The sequence below is a fragment of the Burkholderia sp. AU17457 genome (genome assembly GCF_002223255.1).
GTDB lineage: Bacteria > Pseudomonadota > Gammaproteobacteria > Burkholderiales > Burkholderiaceae > Burkholderia > Burkholderia sola.
In genome coordinates this window covers 102,873-127,884 of sequence record NZ_NKFB01000004.1, presented here as the reverse complement: position 1 = coordinate 127,884, position 25,012 = coordinate 102,873, and the positions used below count along the sequence as shown (strand labels likewise).

General features: G+C 68.7%; 21 protein-coding genes. 9 read left to right on the top strand and 12 right to left on the bottom strand.

Annotated elements, in window-relative coordinates; genetic code table 11:
- Position 1: 1 nt before the first annotated feature.
- The 5 genes from CFB49_RS12855 to CFB49_RS12835 form a co-directional block, all read right to left on the bottom strand.
- Positions 2-457 carry a VOC family protein gene (locus tag CFB49_RS12855; protein WP_089435427.1) on the bottom strand — a complete coding sequence of 152 codons (456 nt, stop codon included), beginning with the start codon at positions 455-457 and terminating at the stop codon, positions 2-4.
- A gap of 237 nt (positions 458-694) precedes the next feature.
- Positions 695-1,648 carry a transaldolase gene (gene tal / locus CFB49_RS12850; protein ID WP_089491830.1) on the bottom strand — a complete coding sequence of 318 codons (954 nt, stop codon included), beginning with the start codon at positions 1,646-1,648 and terminating at the stop codon, positions 695-697.
- Positions 1,649-1,816: 168 nt separating this feature from the next.
- Positions 1,817-3,028 (bottom strand): benzoate/H(+) symporter BenE family transporter, encoded by a 1,212-nt coding sequence (locus CFB49_RS12845; RefSeq protein WP_089491518.1) that lies wholly within the window; start codon positions 3,026-3,028, stop codon positions 1,817-1,819.
- Between the two features lie 55 nt (positions 3,029-3,083).
- On the bottom strand, positions 3,084-4,259 hold the full coding sequence (locus CFB49_RS12840; RefSeq protein WP_050018108.1) for a vWA domain-containing protein: 1,176 nt from the start codon (positions 4,257-4,259) through the stop codon (positions 3,084-3,086).
- Between the two features lie 21 nt (positions 4,260-4,280).
- Positions 4,281-5,123 (bottom strand): AAA family ATPase, encoded by an 843-nt coding sequence (locus tag CFB49_RS12835; protein WP_089491829.1) that lies wholly within the window; start codon positions 5,121-5,123, stop codon positions 4,281-4,283.
- Between the two features lie 243 nt (positions 5,124-5,366).
- Between CFB49_RS12835 and CFB49_RS12830 the strand changes: the two genes are divergently transcribed.
- Both CFB49_RS12830 and CFB49_RS12825 read left to right on the top strand, forming a co-directional pair.
- Positions 5,367-5,726, top strand: a complete 360-nt coding sequence (locus CFB49_RS12830) for a c-type cytochrome (protein ID WP_006478192.1) — start codon at positions 5,367-5,369, stop codon at positions 5,724-5,726.
- 40 nt (positions 5,727-5,766) lie between these two features.
- Positions 5,767-6,126 carry a c-type cytochrome gene (locus tag CFB49_RS12825; protein ID WP_006478193.1) on the top strand — a complete coding sequence of 120 codons (360 nt, stop codon included), beginning with the start codon at positions 5,767-5,769 and terminating at the stop codon, positions 6,124-6,126.
- 108 nt (positions 6,127-6,234) lie between these two features.
- On the opposite strand, the gene CFB49_RS12820 is transcribed toward CFB49_RS12825, so the two are convergent.
- Positions 6,235-6,702 (bottom strand): DUF1841 family protein, encoded by a 468-nt coding sequence (locus CFB49_RS12820; RefSeq protein ID WP_371090871.1) that lies wholly within the window; start codon positions 6,700-6,702, stop codon positions 6,235-6,237.
- 194 nt (positions 6,703-6,896) lie between these two features.
- Between CFB49_RS12820 and CFB49_RS12815 the strand changes: the two genes are divergently transcribed.
- Entirely contained in the window at positions 6,897-7,826 is a 930-nt protein-coding gene (locus CFB49_RS12815; RefSeq protein WP_089491517.1) for a DMT family transporter, read from the top strand.
- A 66-nt stretch (positions 7,827-7,892) separates the two neighbouring features.
- Here the strand turns inward: CFB49_RS12815 and nth are convergent, their stop codons facing one another.
- Complete coding sequence (nth, locus tag CFB49_RS12810) at positions 7,893-8,537, bottom strand: endonuclease III (protein WP_006478196.1); 645 nt, start codon at positions 8,535-8,537, stop codon at positions 7,893-7,895.
- On the bottom strand, positions 8,534-9,445 hold the full coding sequence (gene rsxB / locus CFB49_RS12805; protein WP_069618101.1) for an electron transport complex subunit RsxB: 912 nt from the start codon (positions 9,443-9,445) through the stop codon (positions 8,534-8,536). Before rsxB ends, nth begins: the two co-directional genes overlap by 4 nt.
- 263 nt (positions 9,446-9,708) lie before the next feature.
- Here rsxB and CFB49_RS12800 point away from each other — a divergent pair, with 263 nt between their 5' ends.
- Positions 9,709-10,341 (top strand): TetR family transcriptional regulator, encoded by a 633-nt coding sequence (locus CFB49_RS12800; RefSeq protein ID WP_089491516.1) that lies wholly within the window; start codon positions 9,709-9,711, stop codon positions 10,339-10,341.
- Positions 10,342-10,451: 110 nt separating this feature from the next.
- Here the strand turns inward: CFB49_RS12800 and CFB49_RS12795 are convergent, their stop codons facing one another.
- Entirely contained in the window at positions 10,452-11,942 is a 1,491-nt protein-coding gene (locus tag CFB49_RS12795) for a polyhydroxyalkanoate depolymerase (protein ID WP_089491515.1), read from the bottom strand.
- A 212-nt stretch (positions 11,943-12,154) separates the two neighbouring features.
- Positions 12,155-13,984 (bottom strand): glycoside hydrolase family 15 protein, encoded by a 1,830-nt coding sequence (locus tag CFB49_RS12790; protein WP_069618103.1) that lies wholly within the window; start codon positions 13,982-13,984, stop codon positions 12,155-12,157.
- A 166-nt stretch (positions 13,985-14,150) separates the two neighbouring features.
- Here CFB49_RS12790 and CFB49_RS12780 point away from each other — a divergent pair, with 166 nt between their 5' ends.
- A complete protein-coding gene (locus CFB49_RS12780; protein ID WP_089491514.1) occupies positions 14,151-15,398 on the top strand; it encodes a lactonase family protein in 1,248 nt (415 codons plus the stop codon).
- A gap of 118 nt (positions 15,399-15,516) precedes the next feature.
- Here the strand turns inward: CFB49_RS12780 and CFB49_RS12775 are convergent, their stop codons facing one another.
- Both CFB49_RS12775 and CFB49_RS12770 read right to left on the bottom strand, forming a co-directional pair.
- Positions 15,517-18,726 (bottom strand): DNA translocase FtsK, encoded by a 3,210-nt coding sequence (locus tag CFB49_RS12775; protein ID WP_212195575.1) that lies wholly within the window; start codon positions 18,724-18,726, stop codon positions 15,517-15,519.
- Between the two features lie 1,470 nt (positions 18,727-20,196).
- A complete protein-coding gene (locus CFB49_RS12770; protein WP_069618106.1) occupies positions 20,197-20,742 on the bottom strand; it encodes an META domain-containing protein in 546 nt (181 codons plus the stop codon).
- 216 nt (positions 20,743-20,958) lie between these two features.
- Here CFB49_RS12770 and purT point away from each other — a divergent pair, with 216 nt between their 5' ends.
- From purT to CFB49_RS12745, 4 genes are all read left to right on the top strand, one after another.
- Complete coding sequence (purT, locus tag CFB49_RS12765) at positions 20,959-22,173, top strand: formate-dependent phosphoribosylglycinamide formyltransferase (protein ID WP_089435420.1); 1,215 nt, start codon at positions 20,959-20,961, stop codon at positions 22,171-22,173.
- 18 nt (positions 22,174-22,191) lie between these two features.
- Positions 22,192-22,377, top strand: a complete 186-nt coding sequence (locus tag CFB49_RS12760) for a DUF6726 family protein (RefSeq protein WP_089435419.1) — start codon at positions 22,192-22,194, stop codon at positions 22,375-22,377.
- 94 nt (positions 22,378-22,471) lie between these two features.
- Positions 22,472-22,852, top strand: a complete 381-nt coding sequence (locus tag CFB49_RS12755) for an MliC family protein (protein WP_069618109.1) — start codon at positions 22,472-22,474, stop codon at positions 22,850-22,852.
- Between the two features lie 384 nt (positions 22,853-23,236).
- Positions 23,237-24,772 (top strand): DEAD/DEAH box helicase, encoded by a 1,536-nt coding sequence (locus CFB49_RS12745; protein WP_089491512.1) that lies wholly within the window; start codon positions 23,237-23,239, stop codon positions 24,770-24,772.
- Positions 24,773-25,012: the final 240 nt, after the last annotated feature.

The following is a 25,012-nucleotide window of genomic DNA, read 5'->3' as shown; positions in this document are numbered from 1 at the left end:
GTCAGCCCTGCGCGCGTTTCGCGAGTTCCTCGCGCTGCGACAGATCCTCGACGTTGACCATCCAGTGCACGCCGAAACGATCCTTCGCCATCCCGAAGCCGAGCGCCCAGAACGTCTTGCCGAACGGCATCGTCACTTCGCCGCCGTCGGCGAGCGCATTGAACAGCTTCTGGCCTTCGTCGACCGTCGCCGGGTTCAGCGACAGCGAATAGCCGGCGTGCGCGGCGCCTGCCGGCTGGCTGCAGTCCCCGTCCGAGCACATGATCATCGACTCGCCGATCGTGAAACTCGCGTGCATCACCTTGTCGGCCATCTCGGGCGACATCGGGTAATCGGGATTCGGCGGGGCGTCCTTGAAGTGCATCTTGAACATCGTCTTCGCACCGAGCGCCTTTTCGTAGAACTGAAGGGCTTCGTCGGCACGACCGTAGAACGTCAGGTACGGTTGAACTTGCATCGTTGTCTCCTGGGATGTGCCATGCCGGCGCGTCGGCGCTGGCGTGGCGTCGTGCAAGACTGACTGGGGAAAGGGCGCATCGGGAGGCGGCCGTCGCACCCGTGACGTGGATTGTAGTGCGCGCGCTTGACGATGGAATGAAAAATAAAACGGCTGCGAACGCGAAGTTCGCAGCCGTTTTCGGCGCGTGTGCTGACGCCTGTTGTCAGTCTTGCTGACAGCCGCTGACGCGCAGGCTCAGCGCAGCGCGTCGATCAGCTTCTCGAGCTTCACCGCGTCGGCGGCGAATACGCGGATGCCTTCGGCGAGCTTTTCGGTCGCCATCGCTTCATCGTTCAGCTGGAAGCGGAACGATGCCTCGTCGATCGCGACGCGCTCGGCCGGCTTGTCCTGCAGCGTGTCCGGGGACAGCTTGCGTGCGACCGTGTCGTTGCTCTCCTGCAGCTTCTGCAGCAAATCGGGACTGATCGTCAGCAGGTCGCAGCCGGCGAGCTCGATGATCTGGCTGGTGGTGCGGAAGCTCGCGCCCATCACTTCGGTCTTGTAGCCGAACGTCTTGTAGTACGTGTAGATGCGGCGCACCGATTGCACGCCCGGATCGTTCACGCCGCCGTCCCGCGCTTCGTCCCAATCCGCGCCGGCCTGCTTCTTGTACCAGTCGTAGATGCGGCCGACGAACGGCGAGATCAGCTGTGCGCCGGCTTCCGCGCATGCGGCGGCCTGCACGAGCGAGAAAAGCAGGGTCATGTTGCACTTGATCCCTTCCTTCTGCAGCACCTCGGCCGCGCGAATGCCTTCCCACGTCGACGCGAGCTTGATCAGGATGCGCTCGCGGCCGACGCCGGCCGCTTCGTACAGCTTGATGAGCTCGCGGCCCTTGTCGATCGAGCGCTGCGTGTCGAACGACAGGCGGGCGTCGACCTCGGTCGACACGCGGCCCGGGATCAGCTTCAGGATTTCGGTGCCGAACGCGATCAGCAGGCGGTCGATGATGAAATCGGTGCTTTCGTTGCGATGATCGCGGACGGTTTTCTCGAGGATCGGCTTGTACGCATCCTTCTGGACGGCCTTCAGGATCAGCGACGGGTTCGTGGTCGCGTCCTGCGGCTTGTATTGCGCAAGCTGCTGGAAGTCGCCCGTGTCGGCGACGACGGTCGTGTACTGCTTCAGCTGGTCGAGTGCGGTAGTCATGGCGATTCGGAAGAAGAGCGCGGGGCGCCGGGTTCTCACGGGCCGCGCGAGCGCGGCGGCGAAGCGAAGCGGCGCCGGGCGCCGCTTCCGATCCATCATTTTAGGCCCGATTCGTGTCGCGCACGTTTTGGCGCATCGGGCGCGTGCCGCGGCGGGCGGCGGGCCGCGTCACGCGGGGCGCCGCGCGTTCAGGATCACCTGCGTGACGACGCCCGCGACGAGCCCCCAGAACGCCGGGCCGATCGACAGCAGCGTAAGGCCCGAAGCCGTGACCATGAACGTGACGAGCGCCGCTTCGCGCTGCTTCACGTCCTGCATCGCGTTCGCGAGCCCGCTCATGATCGAGCCGAACAGCGCGAGCGCGGCGACCGACACGACGAGCGCCTTCGGCAGCGCCGCGAACAGCGCGGCGATCGTCGCGCCGAAGATGCCGGCAATCAGGTAGAACGTGCCGCACCACACGGCGGCCGTGTAGCGCTTCGCGCGATCCTCGTGCGCTTCGGGGCCCGTGCAGATCGCGGCCGTGATCGCCGCGAGGTTCACGCCATGCGAGCCGAACGGCGCGAGCAGCAGCGACGCGAGGCCGGTCGTCGCGATCAGCGGCGAAGAAGGCGTCTGATAGCCGTCCGCGCGCAGCACCGCGATGCCCGGCACGTTCTGCGACGCCATCGCGACGACGAACAGCGGAATGCCGATGCTGACGATCGATGCGATCGAGAATGCGGGCATCGTGAGCACGGGCTGCGCGAGCGCGATGTGGAAATGGCTGAAGTCGAGCAGCCCGAGGCCGCCGGCCGCCGCCGTGCCGACGATCAGCGTCGTCGGAATCGCATAGCGCGGCGCGAGCCGCTTGACGATCAGGTAGGTGAAGAACATCGCGAGCACGAGCGCGGTCCGGAACTGCGCGGCGCGGAAGATCTCGATGCCGATCTCGAACAGGATGCCCGCGAGCAGCGCGGCCGCGATGCCGGCCGGAATGCGCTTCATCAGCGTGTCGAACAGCCCGCTCACGCCGACGGCCGTCAGCAGCAGCGCGCATACAACGAACGCACCGATCGCCTCCGGGTAGGGCACGCCGGGCAGCGACGCGACCAGCAGCGCGGCGCCGGGCGTCGACCACGCGACGACCACCGGCGCGCGAAAGCGCAGCGACAGGCCGATGGTCGTCAGCGCCATGCCGATCGACAGCGCCCAGATCCACGACGAGATCTGCGCATCGGTGAGGTGGGCGGCGCGGCCGGCCTGGAACATCAGCACGAGCGAGCTCGTGTAGCCGGTCATCATCGCGACGAAGCCGGCGACGAGCGTGGACACGGACGTATCGGCAAAAAAGCGGCGGCCGCCGGCGCGGCTGGCGCTCGCGGTGGGCGAAGGGTTCATGCTCTCTCCGGGGTGGCCGCTCGGACGCGGCCGGGGTATCTGCAGGTGGGTGTCGTTACTTGCTGAGTGCGCGCATCGCGGTTTCGAGGCCCGCGAGCGTGAGCGGATACATGCGCTGGCCGAGCACGTCGCGAATGATCGCGACCGACTGCCGGTATTCCCATAGCCGCTCGGGCTCGGGGTTCAGCCACGCATGGTGGGGGAACTGGTCGGCGAGGCGGCGCAGCCACACGGCGCCGGCTTCCGGGTTGTTGTATTCGACCGAGCCGCCGGGCTGCAGCACTTCGTACGGGCTCATCGTCGCGTCGCCGACGAAGATCAGCTTGTAGTCGGGCGTGAACTTGTGCAGCACGTCCCACGTCGCGGTGCGCTCCGAGTGGCGGCGGCGGTTGTTCTTCCACAGGTGGTCGTACACGCAGTTGTGGAAGTAGAAGAATTCGAGGTGCTTGAATTCGGCCTTCGCGGCCGAGAACAGCTCTTCGGTGCGCTTGATGTGGTCGTCCATCGAGCCGCCGACGTCGAGCAGCATCAGCACCTTCACGTTGTTGTGGCGCTCCGGCACCATCCGCAGGTCGAGCCAGCCGGCGTTCGCGGCCGTGCTGCGGATCGTGCCGGGCAGGTCGAGCTCCTCGGCCGCGCCTTCGCGCGCGAAGCGGCGCAGCCGCCGCAGCGCGACCTTGATGTTGCGCGTGCCGATTTCGACCGAATCGTCGTAGTCGCGGTACGCGCGCGCTTCCCACACCTTTACCGCGGTGCGGTTGCCGTTCGACGGGCCGCCGATGCGCACGCCTTCGGGGTTGTAGCCGCCGTGCCCGAACGGCGACGTGCCGCCGGTGCCGATCCACTTGTTGCCGCCTTCGTGGCGTTCCTTCTGCTCGTCGAGCAGCGCCTTCAAACGTTCCATCAGCTTGTCGAGCCCGCCCATCGCTTCGATCTGCGCCTTCTCCTCGGGCGACAGCTCGCGCTCGAGGCGCTTCTCGAGCCAGTCGAGCGGGATGTCGAACGCCTCGGACGGCAGCGCGGACACGCCGTGGAAATACGCGCCGAACGCCTGGTCGAACTTGTCGAAGTATTGCTCGTCCTTGACGAGCGTCATCCGCGCGAGGAAGTAGAACGCATCGATCGACGGCGAGATCAGCCCGGCCTTCAGCGATTCGAGCAGCGTCAGGTATTCCTTCACCGAGACGGGCAGCTTGGCTGCGCGCAGCGCGTAGAAGAAATTGAGCAGCATGGCCGGGCCTTCGCGGGTGGGTTACCGGTTGTGCCGGTTCATGTAGACGAGCCGTTCGAGCAGGCTCAGGTCCTGCTCGTTCTTCAGCAGCGCGCCGGCGAGCGGCGGCACGATCTGCTTCGCGTCCGCGCCGCGCAGCGCGTCGGCCGGGATGTTGTCGGCGAGCAGCAGCTTCAGCCAGTCGAGCAGTTCGGACGTCGACGGCTTCTTCTTCAGGCCCGACACGCCGCGCAATTCGAAGAAGCTCTCGAGCGCCGCGCGCAGCAGTTCCTCGCGGATGTTCGGGAAATGCACCGCGACGATCTTCTGCATCGTCGACGGATCGGGAAACTGGATGTAGTGGAAGAAGCAGCGGCGCAGGAACGCGTCGGGCAGTTCCTTCTCGTTGTTGGACGTGATGATGACGAGCGGACGGTGCTTCGCGCGAATGGTCTCGCGCGTCTCGTACACGTGGAACTCCATCCGGTCGAGCTCGCGCAGCAGGTCGTTCGGGAATTCGATGTCGGCCTTGTCGATCTCGTCGATCAGCAGCACGCTCGGCTGCTCGGCGTCGAACGCCTGCCACAGCACGCCCTTGACGATGTAGTTCGCGATGTCCTTCACGCGCGCGTCGCCGAGTTGCGAATCGCGCAGCCGCGACACGGCGTCGTATTCGTACAGGCCCTGCTGCGCCTTGGTGGTCGACTTGATGTGCCACTGCAGCAGCGGCATGCCGAGCGCGGCGGCCACTTCCTCGGCGAGCATGGTTTTGCCGGTGCCGGGCTCGCCCTTGATCAGCAGCGGGCGTTGCAGCGTCAGCGCGGCATTGACCGCGAGCTTCAGATCGTCGGTGGCGACGTACTGCGAGGACCCTTCGAAACGCATGGCGGCGCTCTTCTTCAACGGGAAAAAACCCAGTATAAGTCAGAAGGGCTGTCCGGGCGGGCCGCGCCCGCGTATCGTTGCGGGGCTGTGGCGGGGCCCGCCGGGGCGCCGTATGGACGCATTCCCCGCCGACGCGGTACAATCTGGCCGTTTTTTTTGGCCTGCGTGGCGACCGACAAGCAAAACGGCGCGGGCCGTTGCCGCTTCGGCGCCAGTTTCCCCTCAAGCTAGGTTACAAGAGCTATGAACAAATTCGTCGGCAAACACGTCGTTGTCGCAGCGCTCGTGGCGCTCGCGGGCAGCGCGCAGGCGGCCGGTGTGGTCGGCAACCCGAAGGACGGGGCGAGCAAGGCCGCCATGTGCATCGGTTGCCACGGCATCCAGGACTACCGCGCGGCGTATCCGGAGGTCTACCGGGTGCCTGTCCTCGGCGGCCAGAACCAGCAATACCTCGAGAACGCGCTGAAGGCCTACCGCAAGAAGGATCGTCACTTCCCGTCGATGAACGCGATCGCCGGCTCGCTGACCGACCAGGACATCGCGGATCTGTCGGCGTACTACGCCGCCCAGAAGGCCGACACGAAGGACAACCCCTACAAGTAAAGCGCGCGCCGCCGATCTCTCCGGCGGGACAGGAGCATTCATGAACAACGCATTCAAGACGGCGGCGGTTGCACTGGCGGCCGGCCTCGCGATCGGTACCGCGCACGCCGCGGACATCTCGAAGGGCAAGGAACTGGTCGAATCGCACAACTGCGCGGCCTGCCACGGCGCGCAGCTGAACAAGCCGATCAACGCGGAGTACCCGCGCCTCGCCGGCCAGCACGCCGACTACCTCGTGTGGGCGATGCGCCAGTACCAGATGGGGCTGACGAACCCGCTGATCGGCCGCAACAACGCGATCATGCAGGCGCAGGTACAGAACCTGTCGGTCAGCGACATGAAGGACATCGCGTCCTACATCGAGTCGCTGAAGGAAACCGACCTCGTGTTCAAGAAGTAAGCGCGACGGGCCTCACGGGCGCCTCGCGCAGCAAGAATACCCCGCCGCGGCGGGGTATTTTTTTGTCCGCGGCCGGGCGCAGGTCGATGTGCCGGCCCCGGACGCCACTTAGTCGCGCGATGCGCGGCGCAGGATGCGCTGCAGGTACGCGTCGGTATCGGGCGGCGTGTTCGTGCGCTGCGCTTCCCAGATCGTCTCGCCGAGGCATTCCATGATCGCGTGCTGCGCGTCGTGGGTCGAGTCGAGCTTCGCGGCCAGCTTGTCGTGCGCGGCGCGGATGCCGGGCGGCTGGTCGATCGACAACTGCTCGCTGATCGCGAGGTGCATCGACAGGTGCAGGAACGGGTTGGTCCGGCCTTCTTCGGGCGTGTAGTTGCGCGCGGCCGCGCCGTCGGCGTCGGCCAGTTCGTCGTGGTATTCGGGATGCTCGACGATCCAGTCGGCTGCGATCGCTTCCAGCGGCGTCAGGATTTCGCCCGCGCGCTGCTTGCGCCAGGTCTCGGTGAAAAAGCGACGCACGTCGTCGCGGCTTGGATTGAACATGGTGGGGAAACGTCGTGATTCGGGCGGCGTCATGCCGCGTCGCGCATTGTACGCCGGAGCGGCCGACGGCGCTGGCGGCGGCCCCGGGGGGGCGGGCGGCCCGGCGCGGGTCGTTGCGGCCGCTCGTCGCGCAACGGGTAAGCGCGGGCTAGGCTCGCCGCCGCCGCGCCGCTACACTCCGACGATTCCCGTCACGGCGCGTTGCTCGCCCGCTTTCATCTTTCATCATGACCGCCACCGTCCGCTCATCGTCCGCCGCCCTGAAGGGCGCGCTCTACGTCGCATTGTCCGCCGCCGCGTTCGGTGCAATGGCGATTTTCGGCCGCTATGCGTATGCGGCCGGCGTCGACGTGCTCGGGCTGCTGATCGTGCGCTTCGCGATCGGCGGCGCGGTGCTCGCCGCGATCGCGCGGCACCGCCGCGTCGCTTGGCCGCGCGGGCGGGCGCTCGCGCCGCTGGTCGCGATGGGCGCGCTCGGCTACGTCGGGCAGTCGTTCTGCTATTTCAGCGCGCTGCAGCACGCGCAGGCGAGCCTCGTCGCGCTGCTGCTGTACCTGTATCCGGCGTTCGTCACGCTGCTGGCCGCGTGGTGGCTCGGCGAGCGCCTCACGCGTGCCAAGGCCGTCGCGCTGGTGCTGTGTGTCGCGGGTTCGGCGCTGATGGTCGGCGGCGGGCACGGCGAGCCGCTCGGGATCGCGCTCGCGCTGGCCGCCGCGGTGATCTACTCGCTGTACATCGTCGGCGGCACGAAGGCGACGCGCGGCGTCGATCCGCTCGCGACCACCGCGATCATCTGCCTGTCGGCCACCGCGACGCTCGTCGCGATCGCCGTCGTGCGAACGGCCGCGTTCGGCGCGCCGCCGCGCTGGCCCGCGACGGCCGGCGGCTGGGCGTCGATGCTCGCGATCGCGCTCGTGTCGACGGTCGCCGCCATGCTCGCGTTCTTCGCCGGGCTGGAGCGGCTCGGGGCCGCGCGCACGTCGATGCTGTCGACGCTCGAACCGGTCGTGACGGTCGCGCTCGCGGCGCTGCTGTTCGGGGAAGCGTTGTCGCCGCTGCAGTGGGGCGGCGGCGTCGCGATTCTGGCGGCCGTGCTGGCGCTCGTGCGCGCGGGCGGCGCGGCCGCCGACGACGCGACGGCGACGTCGAACGCGTAGCCGGCAAGCCGCCGGCACCGCAACGGGGCCGGCGCGGTGCGTGGATACGTCAGCCGTGGCTGATGCTCATTCGTTGGGGGGCGGCGTCTTCGGCCGGAACTCGCACAGCGGCTCGATCGCGCAGTGCCAGCATTCGGGCCGGCGGGCCTTGCAGACGTAGCGCCCGTGCAGGATCAGCCAGTGATGCGCGTCCTGCAGGAATTCCTTCGGCGTGAACTTCTCGAGCGCGGCCTCGACGGCCCGCACGTCCTTGCCCGGCGCGAGCCCGGTGCGATTCGCGACGCGGAAGATATGCGTATCGACCGCGATCGTCGGCTGGCCGAACGCGGTGTTCAGCACGACGTTCGCGGTCTTGCGGCCGACGCCCGGCAAGCCTTCGAGCGCTTCGCGATCGGCCGGCACCTCGCCGTCGTAGCGCTCGAGCAGGATCCGGCACGTCGCGACCACGTTCTTCGCCTTGGTGCGATAGAGGCCGATCGTCTTGATGTACTCGGTGACGCCTTCCTCGCCGAGCGCGACGATTTGTCGCGGGGTGTTCGCGACCGGGAACATTTTCCGCATCGCCTTGTTGACCGACACGTCGGTCGCCTGCGCGGACAGCATCACGGCGATCAGCAGCTCGAACGGCGTCGAGTATTCGAGCTCGGTGGTCGGATGCGGATTGAGGCTCTGCAGCGTTTCGTAGATCGCGCGTCGTTTGCTGGCGTTCATGGAGCGTTCTGGTCGGGCGGAGCGGACGAGCCGTCCGGATCGTCGTTGCCTGCGTCGTTGTCGTGATCGTTGCTGCCCGAGGCCGCTTCGGCGTCGCGCTGCGCCTGCTGTTCGGCGAGCCGCTTGCGGCGGGCCTCGGCCGCGTCGATCTGCGCCTGGACGGCCGGGCTCACGCCTTCGGTGTTCTTCGGCCCCGCGCCTTGCCCGGACAGCTCTTCCTTCTTCTTGCGCGCGCGTTCGAGCGCGGCGGCGATGATCGCGCGTTTCTTCGCTTCGGCGTCGTCGGCCGGTGTGGCGGCCGGCGTGCCCTGCGAGCCGGGCTGCGCCGCCGATGGTTCCACGGCCGGCTTCGCGGCGCTGGCCGCGCGGCGGGCGGCGGCGCGCGCTTCGGCGGCCTCGCGCTCGCGGCGTTGGCGCGCGAGCCGCAGGTCGTGGCGTTGGCGCGCGGCGTCGGCCTGTTCCTGCGACCACGCGTCCCAGCCGGTGCGATCGCCGGTGACCGGCAGCATCGCGATGCAGTCGACCGGGCAGGGCGGCACGCACAGGTCGCAGCCCGTGCACAGCGACGCGACGATCGTGTGCATCTGCTTCGGCGCGCCGACGATCGCGTCGACTGGGCACGCCTGCATGCACAGCGTGCAGCCGATGCACAGGTTTTCGTCGATGAACGCGAGCGCGCGCGGATGCTCGCTGCCGTTGACGGGGTTCAGCGGAATGACCGGCTTGCCGAGCAGGTTCGCGAGGCGCGCGATGCCTTCGGCGCCGCCGGGCGGGCACTGGTTGTAGTTCGCGTTGCCGGCGGCGATCGCCTCGGCGTACGGACGGCAGCCGTTATAGCCGCACTTCGTGCATTGCGTCTGGGGAAGCAGATCTTCGATGCGATCCGCGAGTGTTTTGGAATCGGTCACGGTGACGACAGGCTGACAACAGGCGCAGCGGCGCCGAATGGCTCTCGACCGCGTCGGGCGCGGCCGGAAAGGTTTGCCAAAGCTCGATTATCGCCGATTTCCCGCATTGCGCCGGACGCCGTCTATGCGCATAATCGAACCGCTTTTTTGCAGGGGCTCAGCAGGAGGGCGGCCGCCCGCGGCGCGCCTGTTCCAGGGCGGCCGACGCCGAGGCGGTGGGGGTGTCGGTCCGAATCAAGCGGCTCACATAGCAAAGCGCCACCATGAATCAGCCAAAAATCAAAAGAGATCCTGAAGGCACGCGCCGCCGCATCCTGATGGCGGCAGCCGAAGAGTTCGCGAATGGAGGGCTGTTCGGCGCGCGCGTCGATCAGATCGCGCGCCGGGCCGAAACGAACGAGCGCATGCTCTATTACTACTTCGGCAGCAAGGAGCAGCTCTTCACGGCGGTGCTCGAACACGCGTTCTCCGCGCTGACGGAGGCCGAGCGCGTGCTGGATCTCGACGGCGTCGCGCCGGTCGAAGCCGTCACGCGGCTCGCGCATTTCGTGTGGGACTACTACCGCGACCATCCGGAGCTGCTCCGGCTCATCAACAACGAGAACCTGCACGAAGCGCGCTATCTGCACAAGTCGACGCGGATTCGCGAAATGATGTCGCCGATCGTCGCGAAGCTCGGCAACGTGCTGATGCGCGGCCAGAAGGCCGGGCTGTTCCGCGGCGACGTCGATCCGCTGCGCTTGTACGTGACGCTGTCGGGGCTTGGCTACTACATCGTGTCGAACCGCTTCACGCTTGCCGCGACGCTCGGCCGCGACTTCACCGACACCGACGAGCGTGCGGAAATGGTCCGGATGAACACTGAGGTGCTGCTCGCCTATCTGCTGCGGCGCTGACGCGACGAACGCAGGAGCCGACGAGCTGCCCGCTCGCGGCCGCGGCCGGATAAAAAAACGCCGCCGTTGCGCCAGGCAACGGCGGCGTTTTTGCGTCGGACCGCGGCGCGTCAGGCGGCCTTGCGGGCCCGCACGGTTTTGGCGCGCGGGCTGCCTGCTGCGCGTTTCGCCGCGGGCGCGGCCTTCGCGGCGGGCGTCCTGGCGGGCGCGACCGTCACGGCCGGCGCCTTCGCGCGCGTGCGTTTCGCGGCGGTGACGCGCACCGCCGTTTCCGGCTCCGGCTTCGCGGCCGGCACGACGCCGATCGTGGTCGCATCCTGCGCATCGACCGGCAACTTCGTCGCGCCGTGCTTCGGCTCCGGCGCATGCTCGCGGATGAAGTCGCGCAGCTGCGGATAGATGATCGTGCGCCAGCGGCGGCCCGAGAAGATCCCGTAGTGGCCGCACTTCTCGGCGGTCAGGCTGCGGCGATCGTCCTGCGGGATGCCCGTGCACAGCTCGTGCGCGACGTGCGTCTGGCCGCTGCCCGAGATGTCGTCGAGTTCGCCCTCGATCGTCATCAGCGCGGTGTGCTTGATGTCCTGCGGCCGCACGCGCTCGCCCTCGACGTCCCACGTGCCTTCCGCGAGGCGGAATTCCTGGAACACGACGCGGATCGTCTCGAGGTAATACTCGGCGGCCATGTCGAGCACCGCGTTGTACTCGTCGTAGAAGCGGCGGTGCGCTTCGGCGTCGTCCTCGTCACCGCGCAGCAGGCTCTGGTAGAAGTCCCAGTGCGATTGCGCGTGCCGCTCCGGGTTCATCGCGACGAAGCCCGTGTGCTGCAGGAAGCCCGGATACACCTGGCGGCCTTCGCCCGGATAGTTCGCGGGCACCGTGTGGATCACGTTGTTCTCGAACCACGCGGTCGAGTGTTGCGTGGCCAACGAGTTCACCGACGTCGGGCTGCGGCGCGCGTCGATCGGGCCGCCCATCATCGTCATCGTGAGCGGCGTGTCCTCGCCGCGGCTCGCCATCAGCGAAATCGCCGCGAGCACCGGCACCGTCGGCTGGCATACCGAGATCACGTGCAGGTTGCGCGCGCCGATGTGACGGATGAATTCCTGGATGTACGCGATGTAGTCGTGCAGGTGGAACGGGCCGACCTCGACCGGCACCATCCGCGCGTCGATCCAGTCCGTGATGTAGACCTTGTGATCCTGCAGCAGCGTGCGCACCGTGTCGCGCAGCAGCGTCGAGTGGTGGCCCGACAGCGGCGCGCAGACCAGCACGACGGGCTCGTCCTTCAGTTGCGTGACGGCGTCGGCGTCGTCCGAATAGCGCTTGAAGCGCAGCAGCCGGCAGAACGGCTTCTCGATGATCGTCTGCTCGACGATCGGGATGTTGTGGCCGTCCTTGACGATCTGATGAAGGTTGAATTCCGGCTTTTCGTAATCCTTGCCGAGCCGATACATCAGCTCATAGGCGGCCGCCATCCGCGGCGCGCCGGGCATCAGCGAGAACGGGCTGGACGGATTCGCGAACGACTTCGACGCGGCCTGGGCCCAGGCCGTGAGCGGGCTCAGCATTGCCCGCTGGAATTCGTGCAGTTGGTAAAGCATGCAGGCTACTCCCGCGTGGGGGGACGGTGCGCAAGGGCGGCGTGAGGCGTCGCGGCGTGCCGTGTGGGTCAGCGGCCGGCCATGTTGCATTGCAGCCGGACAATCTCGTCGATCATATCGGACAACGATCGGTGGTGCAATGCAACATTTCCCGGATTTTTCATCAAATTTTTGCGATTTGACGATCTATGAACAAGGGCCCGCGCCGCCGCTCAGCGGCCAGTGGCCACGGCCGGGGCGGGCTGGCCGGCCGCGCGCGCCATCGCGTCTTCATGGTGCATCAGGTTCATCGCGGTATGCACGAGCGCCACGTGCGAGAACGCCTGCGGGAAGTTGCCGACGAGCCGCCCGGCCACCGGGTCGTATTCCTCCGCGAGCAGGCCCAGGTCGTTCGACAGCGCGAGTAGCCGGCTGAAAAGCCGGTGCGCGTCGTCGATCCGGCCGAGCAGCGCATAGCTGTCGACCAGCCAGAAGCTGCACGCGAGAAACGTGCCTTCGCCCGGCGGCAGGCCGTCGTCGTATTCGGTCGTGCGGTAGCGCATCACGAGCCCGTCGTGCAGCAATTCCCGTTCGATCGCGTCGACCGTGCCGACGATGCGCGGGTCCTCCGGCGGCAGGAAGCCGAGCTGCGGCAGCAGCAGCACGCTCGCGTCGAGCTCGTCGCTGCCGTAGCTTTGCGCGAACGCCTGCTTGCCTTCGTGCCACGCGTTCGCGCAGACGTCCGCATGGATCCGCTCGCGCAGCACGCGCCAGCGGTCGAGCGAGCCGGGCAGCCGGAACATTTCCGCCGACTTGATCGCGCGGTCGAACGCGACCCACGCCATCACCTTGGAGAACGTGAAATGGCGGCGGCCGCCGCGCGTTTCCCAGATCCCTTCGTCGGGTTCCTGCCAGATCTTCTCCAGATGGTCGAGCAGCGCGCACTGCACCGACCAGACCGTGTCGTCGGCCTGCAGGCCGCCCACGCGCGCGAGGTGCAGCGCGGCCATCACCTCGCCGAACACGTCAAGCTGGAGCTGGTTCGCGGCACCGTTGCCGACGCGCACCGGCAGCGAATCCTGGTAGCCGGGCAGCCAGTCGAGCTCCATTTCCGGCAGCCGGCGCTCGCCGGCGATCCCGTACATGATCTGGATTTGCTCGGGCGAGCCGGCCATCACGCGGCCGAGCCACGTGCGCCACGCGCGCGCCTCGTCGTAGTAGCCGCCGCGCATCAGCGCGAGCAGCGTGATCGTCGCGTCGCGCAGCCAGCAGTAGCGGTAGTCCCAGTTGCGGTTGCCGCCGATCTTCTCGGGCAGCGACGTGGTCGGCGCCGCGACGATGCCGCCGGTCGGCTCGTATGCGAGCGCCTTCAGCGTGATCAGCGAGCGCCGCACGGCGGCCGCGTAGCGGCCCTGCACCTGGCAGCGGCCCGACCATTCGAGCCAGTAGTTCTCGGTGCGCGCGAGCATCGACAGCGGGTCGCGCGCCGGCGGCAGCCGCATGTGCGACGCCGCGTAGCCGAGCGAGAACGGCACGCGCTCGTCGGCGCTCACCGTGAATTCGGCGAGCGTATGGAGGTTCTTGCCGGTGAGCGGCACCGGCGTGCGCAGCACGACGGTATCGGGGCCGGCGATGGCCTTCATGCCGTCCTCGCGGGTCAGTTGCGTTACCCACGGAATCGAGAAGCCGTAGTCGAAGCGCAACACGAGCTCCATGCGCATCTTCATCGTGCCGTGGCGGCCGACGACGATCCGCACCAGTTCGGACCAGCCGTTGCCGGGCGGCATGAAGTCGATCACGGTGACGGCGCCGTCGGCGCTTTCGTAATCGGTTTCGAGGATCAGCGTGTCGCCGCGATAGCGGCGTGTCGTGTGCGTGATCGCGGCGTCGGCGGCCGGAGCAAGCAGCCAGCGGCCGTGCTCGGGCGTGCCGAGCAGCGCCGCGAAGCAGGCGCCCGAATCGAAGCGGGGCCAGCACAGCCAGTCGACGGAGCCGTCTTTTGCGATCAGCGCGGCCGTGTGGCCGTCGCCGACGAGGGCGTAGTCTTCGATCAGGGCGGGCATGGGCAGGCGATCCTTGGGTATTCGAGTTCACAATGCGGACGTCGGCGGCCCGGACTTCACGCCCGGGCGCCGCGCCCCGTATACTCGGCCGGGCGGCGGAGCGCATGAACGGCCGGCGTTTCGTCCTATCTCAACACTTGAAGCGACTCGATGCAAGGAGGATTCAATGCCCAACCGTTTACGGGAGCGTGACGCTCGCGCTTCGACACGAGGGTTCCCGCTTAGGTTCGCTCACTGGATGAAAGGTTTCGCGATCGTGCTGTCCTTGTCCGCGACCCACGCATTCGCGCAGCAATCGTCCGCCCCGGCCGACGGCGTCTACAACCTGCTCGTCGGCACCTATACGGGCGGCGGCAGCGACGGGATCTACGTGTACCGCTTCGATACCAAGACCGGCAGCGTCGCGCCGGTATCGTCGGCGAAGACCGTGAATCCGTCGTATCTGTTGCCGAGCCGCGACGGTCGCACCGTCTATGCGGTCAACGAGCTGCCCGGCGACGACGGCCCCGCGACGCAGCGCGGCGGCGTCAGCGCGTTCCGCTTCGACGCGAAGACGGGCGCGCTGAGCTTCATCGAGCGCGTATCGTCGGAAGGGAACGACCCTTGCTATCTCGCGCTGTCGCCGGACGGCAAGTACCTCGTGACCGCCAACTACTCGGTCGCGGCAGACCCGGGCGGCAGCTTCGCGGTGTTTCCGCTGCGCGACGACGGCGCGGCCAGCCCGGCCGTGCTGGCGGTCCACCACGAAGGCACCGGGCCCGTGAAGGGGCGCCAGGACGGCGCGCACGTGCATTCGACGGTGTTTTCGCCGGACGGCCGCTATCTGTTCGTGCAGGATCTCGGCGCGGACAAGATCTACGGCTACCGCTACACGGTGGACGGCAGCCGCGGGCTGATCAGCCCGACCGACACGCGCTACACGCCGGTGAAGGCCGGCTCGGGCCCGCGTCACATGGTGTTCGGCGCGGACGGCCGCTTCGCGTACGTGACGAGCGAGCTCAACGCGGCGGTCGAGGTGTTCGGCTATCACGACGGCAAGCTGACGCCGGTCGAGACGGTGCCGATGACGGCGCCTGGCTTCAAGGGCAAGGTCGGCGGCGGCGCGATCCACCTGTCGCCGGACGGCCGCTTCCTGTACGCGAGCAACCGCGGTGACGCGAACGACCTGGTGATCTACGCGGTGAACCAGGCCAACGGCCGGCTGAAGCACGTCGGCCGCCAGTCGAGCCTGGGCAAGACGCCGCGCGAATTCCTGATCGATCCGACCGGCAAGTGGCTGATCGTCGGCAACCAGGACAGCGACACGTTCTACGTGTTCAGTCGCGATGTCGAAACGGGGCAGCTCGGCGCGAATCCGCAGAAGGTCGCGGTCGGCAAGCCGGTTGACTTCAAGCTGGTGCCGGTCGCGCAGTAATCGCGGCCGATTCCCGGTCGATGCAAGAAGGGCGCTGCCGATGCAGCGCCCTTCGTATGTCGTGCAGCCGCTTGCGCGGCGCCCCGTATCGATGCCGGCGGCCGTGCGGCCGGCATGCTCAGTCGGCCGCGGCCGGCACGAGCACCTCGCGGCTGCCGTTGATGCCCATCGCCGACACGAGGCCCGCGGCTTCCATCTGCTCGACGAGCCGCGCCGCGCGGTTGTAGCCGATGCGCAACTGCCGCTGCACCGACGAGATCGACGCGCGCCGCGTGCGCACGACGAACGCGACGGCTTCGTCGTACAGCGGATCGGCTTCCGCATCCGGCGCATCGCCGAACAGGTCCTGCGTCGCGCCGTCGGCGGCCGGCCCGTCGAGAATCCCTTCCTCGTACTGCGGCTCGCCGAACTGCTTCAGGTACTCGACGATCCGGTGCACTTCCTCGTCGGCGACGAACGCGCCGTGCACGCGCTGCGGATAACCGGTGCCCGGCGGCAGGAACAGCATGTCGCCCATCCCGAGCAGCGACTCGGCGCCCATCTGGTCGAGGATCGTGCGCGAGTCGATCTTCGACGACACCTGGAATGCGACGCGCGTCGGGATGTTCGCCTTGATGAGGCCCGTGATCACGTCGACGGACGGCCGCTGCGTCGCGAGGATCAGGTGGATGCCGGCCGCGCGCGCCTTCTGCGCGAGGCGGGCGATCAGCTCCTCGATCTTCTTGCCGGCGACCATCATCAGGTCGGCCAGCTCGTCGATCACGACGACGATCAGCGGCAGCGTCGACAGCGGCTCCGGATCCTCGGGCGTCAGCGAGAACGGGTTGCCGATCTTCTTTTCCTTCGCTTGCGCGTCGCGGATCTTCTGGTTGAAGCCCGCGAGGTTGCGCACGCCGACGGCCGACATCAGCCGGTAGCGTTTCTCCATTTCGCCGACGCACCAGTTCAGCGCGTTCGCCGCGAGCTTCATGTCGGTGACGACCGGCGCGAGCAGGTGCGGGATGCCTTCGTAGACCGACAGCTCCAGCATCTTCGGGTCGATCATGATGAGCCGCACGTCTTCCGGCGTCGCCTTGTACAGCAACGACAGGATCATCGCGTTGATCGCGACCGACTTGCCCGAACCCGTCGTGCCGGCCACGAGCATGTGCGGCGCCTTCGCGAGATCGGTGACGACCGGGTGGCCGGTGATGTCCTTGCCCATCGCGATCGTCAGTTGCGACGGCGAATGCTGGTACTGCCGCGACTCGAGGATCTCCGACAGGCGGATCATCTGGCGCTTCGCGTTCGGCAGTTCGAGGCCCATGCAGGTCTTGCCGGGGATCGTCTCGACGACGCGGATCGACGTAAGGCCGAGCCCGCGCGACAGGTCCTTCATCAGCCCGACGATCTGGCTGCCGCGCACGCCGAGCGCGGGTTCGATCTCGAAGCGCGTGATCACGGGGCCGGCCGATGCGCCGACCACCGTCACCGGCACCTTGAATTCCTGCAGCCGCTGTTCGATCACCTGCGCGGTTTGCGCGAGGTGCTCGTCGGTGATCGTTTCGACGTCGTCGGACGCGGGCTCGAGCAGGTCGAGCGTCGGCAGTTCGACGTTGAACGACGCGGGCGCGTGGAATTCGAACGCGTTCGGGCGCGGCGGGCGGGCGGCGGGAGCGGCCGGGGCCGGTTCGGGCGCCTCGATTGCGTCGGTGGCCGGTGCGCCGATGGGCGGGATCGCGAGGGGAGGCGGCGCGGAAATGATGGTTGCCGGGCTGGCCGGGACGTCCGCGCCGGGAACGGTTGCAGCGGGCGGTGTGGCGGTCGGTGTTGCGGTCACGTCATGTGACACGGACCAGCTCGCCGACGAGGCGGCAGGCGCGGGCTGTGTCGCGGGCGTCTGGGTTGCGACCGCGGCCGGGACGGCCGTAATCGACGGCGCCGGCGTCGCGGCGGCCGCACCGATGGACGTCAGCGATCCGGCTGCAGCGGCAGGCGCGCCTGCGATCGGGTAAGCCTGCGTCGCGGCGGCCGTGGTCGTCGGCGCGATCGTACCGAAGGACGGTGACGCCGCGGCCGACGAGGCTGGCGACGCGGGCAGGCCGATGGCCGGTAGCGGCGCGACCGCGCCCGATGAGCCGGATGGAGCGAAGGTCGTCGTACCGGTCGACGGGGTCGCCGTTTCGGTGGAAAGCGTCGATGCCGACGCGGAAGACGGCGCAGCGATGGGCGCGGACGTGAAAGTCGCGAGTGTCGAGGTGGCGGGCGCCTGCGCAGTCGAACCGAGCGTCGAACCCGACGCGCCGGTCGTCGACGGCGTCACGGCGGGCGTATCGGTCGATCCGGGCGTCGAAGCGCGGGACAGCGAATCGTAGGTAACGCCCATGACATCGGCAGGCGACGCCGACGCGGCGGAAGTAACGGGCGGTGCCGCGGCCGGTTGCGACGGCGAAGCGGACGCCGTGCCGGTCGCGCCGACCGGCGAAACGGCGGCGACGGGCGCGATGCCCGATGCGGAGGCAGTCGAATCAGGCGCCGTGCCGACCTGCGGCGATGCGGCGACAGCCGCAGCCGTCGATGCTGCGGCAAATGGCTGGACCGCCGGCGCTTTCGGCAATTCCGCCGCGACGGTTGTCTGTGTCGCGGCAGGCTGCGTCGTCGGCGCAGTCCAATATGTAGCGGACGTCGCGTGCTGAGCGACGGCCGACAACGGTGCCGCGGGTTCCGTCTCGACCGGCTTGGCAGCTTCCGGTGCGGGCTGCGACAGGTCCGGCGCGGACGTTGCCGCAATCGACGCGGATTCCGAAAGTGCGCGCGCCGACGTTCCCGCCATCGACGAGGAGGGGAGGGCAGCAAACGGAACGATGCTGTCGGCCGGCTTCACGTCGGCATGCGCATCAGCAACCCCTTGACGCAAGTAGGCCGGTGCAGCGCGATCGTTTGCAGGCGCCGGTTGTGCGTCGTCCTTGTCGTCGATATCGACGGACCCGGTCGGCTTGCCGATGCCAAGATCGCGAGCGGCTGCGTCGCGTGCCGGCGCGAAGGCTGAATGAGCGGGCTCCGATTTCGCGTCGTGCGCCAGCGACTCGGCGATCGGGCTTGCGGTCGACACGTCGAGTGCGGAAACCGACGGGCTGACGACGTCTTCCCAAGGCGCGAGGTCGATGGGTGCGTCGATCGACGGCGCGGCGGACGCTTCGTCGACGTGACGGATCTCGTCGTCGGCACGATGCGGGATCGCGGCATCGTCGATGCCGGGATTCGTGCGCGCGTTCGGTTCAGCTCTATCGATTGCAGGGGCGGGCAAATCGCCGACCGAAGCCTGCGCGATGCCGAATTCCGCCGGCATGAAGGCGTCGAGCACGATCGGTGCGTCGTCGTACGCAGGCGAGGCAGCGGATTCGGCCGGAACATTGACGTCCTGGGCTGCGACGCCATGCGCTGTGGAGACGAACGCGCTCGACGCGGCCGCCGATGCCGGCGCGGCGACGCTGGCTGCTGCCGCGGCTACGCCGGCCACGGCACCGGCTGCAGTCGCCGCGTGCGTTGCGTCGGCCGATTGCGCGCCGCCCAGCGTCGCCCACTGCGCGGTGCTGGCTTCGATCGAGCGCAGCGTGTCGTGAACGCTCGGCGCCGGTGTAATCGGCGTGGCGGGCTTCTCGTTCCACGCATAGAGCGGCGCGCGCGCCGGCGCGGGCGGCGCCGGGCGGCGTCGGGCCGCGTCCGGCGACAGGCCGGCTGCCGTCGTGCCCGCGACCGGGCGCACCGGCGGGCGCTGCGGCTGCGTAGCGGCCGGTCGTGGCGTGACCGTGGCGCGCGGCGCCGTTTGCGTCAGCGCGGCGGTGGCCGGCCGCGCGGCGGTCGGACGCGGCCGGACGGGTTCGAATCCGGCCGGAAGCGGAGCCGGCGCGGGGCGCGGCACTTGCGCGTTCGCCGCGGCGCGCGCGAGGCTGGCGGTGCTGCCGGTGGTCGGTGGCGGCATCGCACCGGCCGGGATCGGCGCGGGCGGCGCAGGCGTGCGCTGCGGCACGGTCGGCTTCAGCCAGCCCGACGGCGCGACGGGCTCCGCAAGGGGGCGCGGCGGCGTCTTGCTGCGCGGCTTCGGTCGGGCCTGCGGATCGGGCTTCCATACGGTCGGGCGCGAATACCGGCCGTTCTGGCGCGGCGCCATCGAATTGACGGTATGTGCGGTGGTCGGCTGTACGACATCGTCGTCGCGATGCAGCGCGCTGCGCGGCAGGTCGGCGATTCCGCGTGCGTCGTCGTCGCCGCCGTCGCGCGACAGCTTGACGCCGAACGACGTGTCGACCCACGCGGCGAACTGCCGCCAGCCGATGCCGGTCAGCCAGGGCAAGCCGGCGAGGAACAGCACGACCATCGCGACCGGCGTGCCGATCGGGCCGAGCAGGTGGGCGAAGCCGGCCGAGCACGCATGGCCGAGCGCGTTCGTGTCGGGGCCTGACAGCGGGCTCGTCAGCGTGCAGCTGGCGACGAATACCGCGGCGAAGCCGAGCCACAGGCGGATCGAGCCGCGGCCGGCGAGCCCGCCGCCGCCGGGCAGCATCGCCTGCACGAGACGCCAGAAGAGAAGGAGGAACCAGACGGCGGAGATGCCGAACCAGCCGAAGACAACCGTGTGCATGCTTTGAAACAGGAGTGGGGCGGAGCGCGCGGGGCGCGACCCGCCGAGTTTAACCGGCCGGCGAACAAGACTCTGACGCGGCGTGATTCCGATTCACGCCGCGCGACGCACGTGGATGGCACATGCGCGTGGCGCGCCACGCGAAGACGGTCGGTCGGCCTTCGCGCGCGCCCTGCATCAGGGGCTCCGGTGCGTGAACGTCAGTGTTGCGCCGGCCTGGGTCACGATCTGCAATTGCTGGGGCGCGCGCATCTGCACGCCGGTCTTCTCGATGTGGGCGAGCGCGTCGAGGTACGCGGATTCGAGTTGGCCGCCGAGCGTGTTCGGGCAGGCCATCCGCGTGCCGGCGAGCGGGCCGAAGCTCAGCAGGCCGTTCTTGACCGCGTAGGTGCCCATGTAGCGGTTGCAGCCCGAGAACCCGCTTGCGCGCCGGATGCCCGAGTCGGTCGACAGCGCGAGCTTGATCGGCTCGCCGTTGTCGCCGTGCGGGATCGCGCGTTGCGTGCCGTCGGCGTTCACCCAGCTGGTGAGTTCCCAGCTCGTGTCGTCGAGCAGCTGGACGGCGGCCGGGTTGTACGGGTCGGGTGCGGGGGCGGCGGAATCGGGATGGGTCGGCATCGCGCAGGCGGCGAGAAGCGTGGCAAGCGTCAACGCGCAGAGCGGCGTGCGCAACGGGCGAAGCAGGCCGGTGCGTGCGCGTGCGGCGGCAGACAGGTGGGACATGAGCCTCGTTCCTCTTCGGATTCTGATCAAGGCGTAAGAGTAACGCACCCGCCCCGCGGCAGGCGAGCCGACACTTCGCGTGCGAAAACGTTCGCGGGCCGCCCACGGACCTCGTGCGACTCGGCGCGGGTGCGGCCAAACCGCCCAAACCGGCCCGGATGCCCGTGTTAACATCGAAGCCGTTTTCGTCCTCCAACAGAACCAGCGGGAAATCACATGCAGATCGGTCAGCGGCTCGGTACGCCGCTTTCACCCTCGGCCACACGCGTCATGCTGCTCGGCGCGGGCGAGCTCGGCAAGGAAGTCATCATCGCGTTGCAGCGTCTCGGCGTCGAAGTCATTGCGGTCGATCGCTATCCGGACGCGCCGGGTCACCAGGTCGCGCATCGCGCGCACGTGATCGACATGACGGACCCGGCCGCGCTGCGGGCCATCGTCGAGGCCGAGCGCCCGCACCTGATCGTTCCCGAGATCGAGGCGATCGCCACCGACGCGCTCGCGGCGATCGAGGCGGCCGGTCTCGCCGAGGTGATCCCGACCGCGCGTGCGACGCAGCTCACGATGAATCGCGAAGGGATCCGCCGGCTCGCGGCCGAGGAACTCGGCCTGCCGACTTCCCCGTATGCGTTCGCGGATTCGTTCGACGCCTTCAGCGCGGCCGTCGCGAAGATCGGCATGCCGTGCGTCGTGAAGCCCGTGATGTCGTCGTCCGGCAAGGGGCAGTCGGTCGTGAAGACCGACGCCGACGTGAAAGCCGCGTGGGACTACGCGATGGCGGGCGGGCGCGTGAATCACGGCCGCGTGATCGTCGAGGGCTTCGTCGATTTCGACTACGAGATCACGCAACTGACCGTGCGCGCGATCGACCCCGCGACGCTCGACACGCGCACCTATTTCTGCGAGCCGGTCGGCCACGTGCAAGTGGCGGGCGACTACGTCGAATCGTGGCAGCCGCAGCCGATGAGCGCGACGGCGCTCGGGAAGTCGCGCGAGATCGCGCACAAGGTGACCGAGGCGCTCGGCGGGCGCGGGCTGTTCGGCGTCGAGTTGTTCGTGCGTGGCGACGACGTATGGTTCTCCGAGGTGAGCCCGCGGCCGCACGATACGGGCCTCGTCACGCTCGCGTCGCAGCGCCAGTCGGAGTTCGAGCTGCACGCGCGCGCGATTCTCGGGCTGCCGGTCGATCCGGCGCTCGGCACGCCGGCCGCGTCGGCGGTGATCTACGGCGGGCTCGACGAGCGCGGGATCGCGTTCGAAGGCGTGCGCGACGCGCTCGCGGTGCCGGGCGCGGACCTGCGTCTGTTCGGCAAGCCGGAAAGTTTTGCGAAGCGGCGCATGGGCGTCGCGCTCGCGACCGGCGCGACCGTCGACGAAGCCCGCGAACGCGCGAAGCGCGCGGCCGCGGCCGTGCGGCCCGTGTCGGCGCGCTGACGGAACGAGGAGACGACGATGGCATCGAGGTGGTTGCGTATCGGAAAGCTGGGCGCTGCGCTGGCGCTCGTCGCGGGGCTCGCGGGCTGCGGCCTCGCGGCCGCGCCGTGCCGGGTGGCGTCGGCCGGGCTCAAGATCGTACCGCTCGTCGGTCATGTCGCCGCGGCGCCGACCGATGCGTGCGCGGACGTGATCGATCCCTGATTCCGGCGGCCGGCGCGATTTCCGGCCAGCCTCTAAACATATAACCGCGCGCCCGCCGATGGCGCGCTTCCACCCGTCTCGTGAGAGGACCTGCATGATTCGCTTAACCCTCGCCGTGCTTGCTCTCGCCGGCAGCGCCGTTTCCGTCGCGCATGCCGCGCAACTGACCGTCGAAGAGATCGACGCGGACGCGCGTCAGCCAACCGTCTACCAGTGCGCGAACCACAAGGCCCCGGTGCGCGTGTCGTACTGGCTCGCGGGCAACGGCCAGAGCTTCGCGCTCGTGCCGGTCGACGGCAAGCAGATGCTGTTCGTCGACACCGTGTCGGGGTCGGGCGCGCGCTACCAGGCCGGCCGCTATACGTGGTGGACGAAGGGCAAGGAAGCGACGCTGCGCGACGAGATCGCCGACCCGAAGTCGCCGCCGCTGCTGGGCGACTGCGTGCAGGTCGAGAAGAAAAAGAAGAAGGGCTGAGCGGCGCGCGTGGAGCCTGTTCGCCCGGGTTGACCGGTTGTGCCGGGCTGAAGGCCCGGTACGCGCGGCTGACGGCGGGCATGCCGATGCGAGATTGCTCGATCCTACCCCTGATATTGTTCATCGGCCGATACGGCTACCCCGATCGGCCAGCCGCTCGCCCCCGCAGGCTCGGGCAGACCCGCCGCGCGAATCGCCGTCGCGGCCGTTCGCGGCGTTGTCACGGACAGATTCCCGCACGGTGCTACAATACGGCCCTTTCCGCCGGCATTCGCGCCGAACGGAGTTCGCACGGCCTGGCGTCCAGCGTTCGCATTGAACCGGTCCCAAGCGCCAGAGCGGCGCCGCGCGGCGCGCCGCGGCTCCGTCTATTTCCGAATTGTGATGAGCGCAGGCCCGGCCGGCCTGACGCACGATGTCCCCGCCGCGCCTTTTGAGCGAAACGCCACCATGTCCGATTCTGTCGCCAAGCCCGTCGACGCAACCTTCGATCAATTCGGCCTTGCCCCCGATATCCTGAAAGCCATTGTGGAGCAGGGCTATACGACGCCGACGCCGATCCAGGCGCAGGCCATTCCGGTCGTGCTCGCCGGCCGCGACGTCATGGGCGCCGCCCAAACGGGCACCGGCAAGACCGCGAGTTTCTCGCTGCCGATCATCCAGCGCCTGCTGCCGCAAGCGAACACGAGCGCGTCCCCGGCGCGCCACCCGGTGCGGGCGCTGATCCTCACGCCGACCCGCGAACTCGCCGACCAGGTTGCCGCGAACGTGCACGCGTATGCGAAGCACACGCCGCTGCGCAGCGCGGTGGTGTTCGGCGGCGTCGACATGAATCCGCAATCGGCCGAACTGCGCCGCGGCGTCGAGATCCTGATCGCGACGCCGGGCCGCCTGCTCGACCACGTGCAGCAGAAGACGGCGAACCTCGGCCAGGTGCAGATCCTCGTGCTCGACGAAGCCGACCGGATGCTCGACATGGGCTTCCTGCCCGATCTGCAGCGCATCCTGAACCTGCTGCCGAAGGAGCGTCAGACGCTGCTGTTCTCGGCCACGTTCTCGGGCGAAATCAAGAAGCTCGCATCGACCTACCTGCGCAACCCGCAGACGATCGAGGTCGCGCGCAGCAACTCGACGAACGCGAACGTCACGCAGATCGTCTACGACGTCGCCGAAGGCGACAAGCAGGCGGCCGTCGTGCAGTTGCTGCGCGATCGCGGCCTCAAGCAGGTGATCGTGTTCTGCAACAGCAAGATCGGCGCGAGCCGTCTCGCGCGCAATCTCGAACGCGACGGCGTGGTCGCGTCGGCGATTCACGGCGACAAGACGCAGATCGAGCGGATGCAGGCGCTCGACGCGTTCAAGCGCGGCGAGATCGAGGCGCTGGTCGCGACCGACGTGGCCGCGCGCGGCCTCGACATCGCCGAACTGCCGGCCGTGATCAACTTCGACCTGCCGTTCAGTGCGGAAGACTACGTGCACCGGATCGGCCGTACCGGCCGCGCGGGTGCGACGGGCGACGCGCTGTCGCTGTGCAGCCCGAACGAGCGCAAGCAGCTCGCCGATATCGAGAAGCTGATCAAGCGCCCGCTCGAAATGCAGACGCTCACGCTCGACAAGCCGGCGCGCCAGCGTCACGACGAACGCGGCGGCGAGCGCAACAGCGAACGCGGCGGTCGTCGCGATCGCGACGAGCATCGCGGTGCATCGGGACGCCGGTCGGGCAGCGCCGAGCGCGGCGGCCATCATCGTCGTCACGAAGCGCCGGTCGACGACTTCTTCCTGAAGCCGTACGAGCCGTCGGCGTCGGCGAAGCAGCCCGACGACGCGCAGCCCGCGCAGCAGCCGGAGAAGAAAGGGCCGAAGCGCCAGGTCGCCGCGCTGCTCGGCGGCTTCGGGATGCCGCGCAAGCCGTCGGCGTAACCCGGGCGGCGCGCAGGGGCGCCGCGTCAGCGCTGCCGGACAAGCGGGCGCATGCGATGAGCATGTGCCCGTTTTTCATGGGGCGACGCGATCGGGGCGGGGCGTGCGCGCGGCGGCGAAAGCTTGCCGCGCGGGGCAGGATATTTCGATGCGGTGTCGCAGCGGACGCGGCGCTGAGGCTTCCGTCACGCCTTCATGCGATCGGATGCGCCGCCGACGGATGCCGGGACCGGTGTCGTG

Excerpts from the sequence above, each read along its gene's own strand:
- CFB49_RS12790 (WP_069618103.1), bottom strand. The coding sequence starts at position 13,984 with ATGCCCGCCCTGATCGAAGACTACGCCCTCGTCGGCGACGGCCACACG.
- CFB49_RS12845 (WP_089491518.1), bottom strand. The coding sequence starts at position 3,028 with ATGAACCCTTCGCCCACCGCGAGCGCCAGCCGCGCCGGCGGCCGCCGC.
- purT (WP_089435420.1), top strand. The coding sequence starts at position 20,959 with ATGCAGATCGGTCAGCGGCTCGGTACGCCGCTTTCACCCTCGGCCACA.
- CFB49_RS12795 (WP_089491515.1), bottom strand. The coding sequence starts at position 11,942 with ATGCTTTACCAACTGCACGAATTCCAGCGGGCAATGCTGAGCCCGCTC.
- CFB49_RS12820 (WP_371090871.1), bottom strand. The coding sequence starts at position 6,702 with ATGACGCCGCCCGAATCACGACGTTTCCCCACCATGTTCAATCCAAGC.
- CFB49_RS12800 (WP_089491516.1), top strand. The coding sequence starts at position 9,709 with ATGAATCAGCCAAAAATCAAAAGAGATCCTGAAGGCACGCGCCGCCGC.
- CFB49_RS12755 (WP_069618109.1), top strand. The coding sequence starts at position 22,472 with ATGATTCGCTTAACCCTCGCCGTGCTTGCTCTCGCCGGCAGCGCCGTT.
- CFB49_RS12835 (WP_089491829.1), bottom strand. The coding sequence starts at position 5,123 with ATGCGTTTCGAAGGGTCCTCGCAGTACGTCGCCACCGACGATCTGAAG.
- CFB49_RS12780 (WP_089491514.1), top strand. The coding sequence starts at position 14,151 with ATGCCCAACCGTTTACGGGAGCGTGACGCTCGCGCTTCGACACGAGGG.
- CFB49_RS12830 (WP_006478192.1), top strand. The coding sequence starts at position 5,367 with ATGAACAAATTCGTCGGCAAACACGTCGTTGTCGCAGCGCTCGTGGCG.
- CFB49_RS12815 (WP_089491517.1), top strand. The coding sequence starts at position 6,897 with ATGACCGCCACCGTCCGCTCATCGTCCGCCGCCCTGAAGGGCGCGCTC.
- tal (WP_089491830.1), bottom strand. The coding sequence starts at position 1,648 with ATGACTACCGCACTCGACCAGCTGAAGCAGTACACGACCGTCGTCGCC.
- CFB49_RS12760 (WP_089435419.1), top strand. The coding sequence starts at position 22,192 with ATGGCATCGAGGTGGTTGCGTATCGGAAAGCTGGGCGCTGCGCTGGCG.
- CFB49_RS12770 (WP_069618106.1), bottom strand. The coding sequence starts at position 20,742 with ATGTCCCACCTGTCTGCCGCCGCACGCGCACGCACCGGCCTGCTTCGC.
- CFB49_RS12855 (WP_089435427.1), bottom strand. The coding sequence starts at position 457 with ATGCAAGTTCAACCGTACCTGACGTTCTACGGTCGTGCCGACGAAGCC.
- CFB49_RS12775 (WP_212195575.1), bottom strand. The coding sequence starts at position 18,726 with ATGCCGGCGGAATTCGGCATCGCGCAGGCTTCGGTCGGCGATTTGCCC.
- CFB49_RS12825 (WP_006478193.1), top strand. The coding sequence starts at position 5,767 with ATGAACAACGCATTCAAGACGGCGGCGGTTGCACTGGCGGCCGGCCTC.
- nth (WP_006478196.1), bottom strand. The coding sequence starts at position 8,537 with ATGAACGCCAGCAAACGACGCGCGATCTACGAAACGCTGCAGAGCCTC.
- CFB49_RS12745 (WP_089491512.1), top strand. The coding sequence starts at position 23,237 with ATGAGCGCAGGCCCGGCCGGCCTGACGCACGATGTCCCCGCCGCGCCT.
- CFB49_RS12840 (WP_050018108.1), bottom strand. The coding sequence starts at position 4,259 with ATGCTGCTCAATTTCTTCTACGCGCTGCGCGCAGCCAAGCTGCCCGTC.